The 4,597-nt window shown below is 56.5% G+C and carries 5 protein-coding genes and 1 pseudogene; 3 read left to right on the forward strand and 3 right to left on the reverse strand.

What is annotated here, in order from left to right:
- Window positions 1–235: 235 nt before the first annotated feature.
- The 3 genes and pseudogenes from ACTNBB_RS08915 to ACTNBB_RS08925 all read left to right on the forward strand — a co-directional run.
- Window positions 236–376 (forward strand): annotated as a pseudogene (locus ACTNBB_RS08915) (putative RNA methyltransferase); the annotation flags it as partial.
- 63 nt (window positions 377–439) lie between these two features.
- Window positions 440–1,141: a methyltransferase domain-containing protein gene (locus ACTNBB_RS08920; protein ID WP_052241580.1), complete on the forward strand. Its 702-nt coding sequence runs from the start codon at window positions 440–442 to the stop codon at window positions 1,139–1,141.
- Window positions 1,142–1,372: 231 nt separating this feature from the next.
- Window positions 1,373–2,746, forward strand: coding sequence for an ISL3 family transposase (locus ACTNBB_RS08925; RefSeq protein ID WP_090862524.1), 1,374 nt, complete (start codon window positions 1,373–1,375; stop codon window positions 2,744–2,746).
- 110 nt (window positions 2,747–2,856) lie between these two features.
- Here the strand turns inward: ACTNBB_RS08925 and rlmN are convergent, their stop codons facing one another.
- From rlmN to ACTNBB_RS08940, 3 genes are all read right to left on the reverse strand, one after another.
- The gene (rlmN, locus tag ACTNBB_RS08930; RefSeq protein WP_052802844.1) at window positions 2,857–3,840 is read right to left on the reverse strand and encodes a 23S rRNA (adenine(2503)-C(2))-methyltransferase RlmN; all 984 of its coding nucleotides are present in this window, start codon (window positions 3,838–3,840) and stop codon (window positions 2,857–2,859) included.
- A 16-nt stretch (window positions 3,841–3,856) separates the two neighbouring features.
- Window positions 3,857–4,018, reverse strand: a complete 162-nt coding sequence (locus ACTNBB_RS08935; RefSeq protein WP_441057930.1) for a cysteine-rich KTR domain-containing protein — start codon at window positions 4,016–4,018, stop codon at window positions 3,857–3,859.
- 45 nt (window positions 4,019–4,063) lie between these two features.
- On the reverse strand, window positions 4,064–4,597 hold a 534-nt coding region (locus ACTNBB_RS08940; protein ID WP_441057927.1), incomplete at its 5' end, for a transposase.

Genomic DNA, 4,597 nt, shown 5'->3' on the forward strand with positions numbered 1-4,597 from the left:
TCCGATCTCCCGGGGCCGGCCGATCCGGCCCTCAGGGTATCGGGTTCCCACATTCATCCGCACATGTACGGATGAATGTGGGAGGTGTTCGGATAAAGTTGATAATCAAGGATACCGAAATCCCAGCTTGAAATAGCTCAGCTATTTGTCACTGTGCGGTTCTGCCTGCTATGATTAGCCATGCACTGCTGGGGAAGACTCATCCGCTAGAATTGCTTGGACGAAAGGAGACGCAATGGTACTCGACAGATACGCGCGATTTGCTGACAGCGCCGACGTGCTCTCTTGCCCCCTTTGCCACAGCGCCCTGAAGCTGCAGGAAGGGAGCCTCGTATGTCCGAAGAGGCACTGCTTCGATATCGCAAAGCAGGGGTACGTAAACCTTCTAGGGCCCTCCAGGCAGTCAGCCCACTACAGCAAAGAATCCTTTGAGAGCCGCATGGCAATCCTGGAGGCAGGGTATTACGACCACGTGAAAGAAGCCGTCCTCACCGCGGTAGGAAGGGCCCTTTCCCCAAGCGAGGGTCCTGCAGCTGTGAACGCGACGCCATTCCGCGTGCTCGACGCGGGATGCGGAGAAGGCTTCTATGCACGTGCAATCCGAGAAAACCTCTGTGTCGACGTGGTGGCGTTTGACCTCTCAAAAGACGCCATGCTGATGGCGGCCCGCCACGATTCCAGAAAGGCGGTCAAATGGCTGGTTGGCGACCTGACGAACATCCCCGTGCTGAAAGGCTCCATCAACTGCGTGGTGGACGTATTCGCTCCCTCGAACTACGACGAATTCAAGCGCGTTCTCACCCCAACCAGAAACGCCTCCGCGCCAGGAGTGCTGGTCAAAGTGGTTCCAGGCAGCAATCATCTTACGGAGCTGCGCCACCTTGCTGAAGGATCTTTGCGCAGCAAGGAATACTCAAACCAGCTGGTGACCGATTGCTTTGAGAAGCACTTCAAGATGACCGACCGCATCAAGGTGACGCGCACCTTCGAGATGTCCGAAAGGGACGTCCGCGTGTTCGCCGAGATGACGCCGCTGCTGTTCGGCATCGACGCGGAGTCCCTAAATCTATCGCGTGTGAAAAGCATCACCATCGAGGCTGAATTGCTGGTGGGCACCCCTCGCTCCCAAGGCCCTTCATGAGCTCAGCCAGCTCATCATCCTCTTAATTGCAGGGCTGAAGGACAGCCCTTGTCAACCGCCCCAGAAGAAATCTGGCTCTTCGGTGGTTTCTGTGGGAGAGATTCCGGCATAGGCCCAGCTCAGCGGGCGAAAACAACGATCTGGAACTGAAACGGCCCCGGGAGGGGCCGTTTCCGCGTCATCCGCCTATGATTGCTAAGCCAAATTCAGACAACCGAAGAGGTGTGACGCATGAAGAGTCTACTACTTCTCGCCCTCGGTCTGGCCCGCACGGTCGTCCTGGGCGCGCGCATCGAGGCCGAGCGCATCGTCGTGAGCGTCCGGCCCTACAAGCGCGAGCAGCGCCGCTGCCCCGTATGCGGCAGGGCCTGCGACTTCTACGACATGGCGAACCGCGGGGCCCCCAGGCTGTGGAGGGCGATGGACCTGGCGCGCTCGGCCTGCTACCTGGAGTACGCGCCCTGCAGGGTGCGCTGCCCGGAGCACGGCGTGCGCACCGAGGCCGTCCCCTGGGCGCGGCACGGGGCGCGCTTCACGCGCGACTTCGAGGACTGGGTGGCGTGGCTGGCGGTCCGCTGCACCGCCTCGGCGGTCTCCGAGCTCGCCCGCGTCGAGTGGCACAGCGTGGGCGGCGTGTGCAGGCGCGTCTACGCCGAGCTGGAGGCCGCGCGCGGCGCCTCGAGGTTCGACGGCGTGCGCCGCATCGGCATCGACGAGACGTCGTACAAGAAGGGCCACAAGTACGTCACGGTGGTCGTCGACCACGACCGCGGCTGCCTCATCTGGGCGCACGAGGGCACCGGCAAGGACGTGCTCAACCTGTTCCTCGACGAGCTCACGCGCGAGCAGAGGCGCGCCATAGAGGTGGTGACCGCCGACGGCGCGAGGTGGATAAGGCAGCTGGTCAAGCGCCGCTGCCCCAACGCGAGGTGGGTCATGGACCCCTTCCACGTGGTCCAGTGGATGAACGACGCGCTCGACGCCGTGCGCTGCGAGGAGTGGAACGCCGCCAGGGCCGCCGCCAGGGCCGCCAGGCCCAGGCCCGAGGGCAAGCGCGGCAGGCCTGCCAAAGGCGAGCTGCCGCCCGAGGAGGTCAGGGCGCTCGAGGAGGAGGAGGCCTCCATCAAGGGCAGCCGCTACGCGCTCGTGAAGAACCCCGAGGACCTCACCGACGGCCAGAGGGCGAGGCTCGAGGCGCTCAAGAAGAGGGCCGGCTCGCGGCTGGTCAGGGCCTGGGAGCTCAAGGAGGACCTGCGGGCCGTCTTCCGGGCAGCCGACGGCTCCGAGGCCGCCGAGCTGCTCGACGACTGGATGCACAGGGCCGCCTACTGCAAGATCGCCAAGGTCGTCGCCGTGGAGAAGAAGGTGCGCCGCCGGCGCGACGACATCATCGCCGCAGTCGAGCTCGGCATCAGCAACGGGCGCGTAGAGGCCATCAACAACAAGATCAAGGTGACGGTGAGGATGGGCTACGGCTTCCGCAACACCGACAACCTCGTGGCCCTGCTCATGCTCAGGTGCGGCGACTGCCAGCCCCAGCTCCCGGGTCGCCCGGTGAAGGCGAGGAAGAAGGGCGTGAAGGGAGCGAAGAGCGTTGCTGCCTAGGCTAGCCCCTTGTCACACAAACTACCGAAGCCTCTAAAAAAGCCGATAACACATAGGTTTTTTGACCTAATGCGTTATCGGCTCTGCGTCTATGCGTCTGGCACTTTTAATCATTTTTTTTTGAATTTATTATATGTGTTAGCTAACTGTCCACAAGCCGCGTTAATCTCTCTGCCATGAGAAACTCTTATAGTAACTTCAAGTCCTGCTTGCTCTAATTGATGTTTGAATGCAACTATTTCCCGTTTCTGTGGTGCTTTAATTCTTGAATTGCTTGTTGGGTTGTATTGTAACACGTTAATCATAACTTTTTTGCCCCGAAACCATTTTGCAAGTTGTCTTACATCTGAGGGCCGGTCATTTATACCCGGTAAAAGCAAATACGCAAAGACAATTTTGCGATTATGCCTTTCAGAATAGGATAAGGCTTGCTTAACAACATCTTCAATAGCATATATGCGCATGTGAGGAATAATACGATTTCTTGCAGATTGTGTTGCTGCGTGTAAAGATATTGTCAACTGAATTTTAAGATGTTCCTCGCGCAATTTTTTTAATTGATCGACCGGACCAACTGTTGATATGGTAATGCCGTCGGTTGGAAAGTTGAGCCCATATCTATCTCGGAGAATATGGATTGCTTTTATCAAGTTGTCATAATTGAATAAAGGCTCTCCCATACCCATAAAAACGATACGGTTTACTTTTCGACGCAACAATATAATCTGTTGTACGATTTCTGACGATGTTAGATTACGAACAAAGCCATTTCGCCCGGACTCACAAAAAATACAACCAACAGGACAACCGACTTGTGTGCTCACGCAAACAGTTCCACCATCTCGCCGCTTGATAAAAACCGTTTCAATGTATTTGTTGTCTTTCAGTTCGTAAACATACTTTTCAGTATCACTGCTTTTGCAAATATTTTTTACCAACATTGATAGATTTTTTTTGCGTGGTAATTGCTTATATAATTCTTCATATAAGGCTTTTGCTTCATTCTCGCCAATAACTTCCGACATTTCTTTGTAAGTAAATCCGTATGGATCATTCCGTACTTCCGCAGGCGTATATTTAGGTAAACGTTTCATTTTTATATCCTTTCTTCTAAATAATAAAAGTTTGTTTTTCTGTATTTTTGATTACAATCTCTAATTTTTCTACATCAATGATATGCGTCAATTTGCATTTAGGGCAGAAAAGAGGAAAATCTTTTAATACAGTATTATGAAATACTTGAACTCTCGTCTTTCCGTTAGGTACCGTCAAGATTCTTTCGCAAATTGATTTAGCCGTCCTCGGCCCCGTCCTCTTCTAGCCCTCCGCCTTTCCCCTCAGCTCGTCCATCTCCTCCAGCTTCGACATGTCCAGGTACCTCCTCTTGCCCCACTCGTGCTCCACTATGTACTTCAGCCTCGCCGTCACCAGCATGAGGGCCGAATTGCCGTCCGGGAAGGTCCCGACGACCCTAGTCCTCCTCCTGATCTCGCGGTTGATGCGCTCGATCCCGTTGTTCGTCCTGATCCGGCGCCAGTGCTCAGGCGGGAATTCCGTGTAGGCAAGCGTCTCGGCGAACCCGTCGCGCACCGTCCTCGCGGCCGCCCCGAGCCGCATCGACTCCAGCTTCTCCGCCACCTCCTCGGCCTTTCTGGCGCATGCCTCGCGCGATTCCTGCGCGTGGATCGCCTTCAGCATGCGCGCCGCGGCCTTCCGCCTGGTCACGGGAACCCTTCCCAGCACGTTGCGGTAGAAATGCACCGTGCAGCGCTGGTAGCGGGCCCCGGGGAACACCTCCTCGAGCGCACCGAGCATCCCCGCGCACTTGTCGCCGGTGACGAGCCGCACGCC

The organism is Collinsella sp. HCP28S3_B9 (assembly GCF_052066095.1).
Lineage (GTDB): Bacteria > Actinomycetota > Coriobacteriia > Coriobacteriales > Coriobacteriaceae > Collinsella.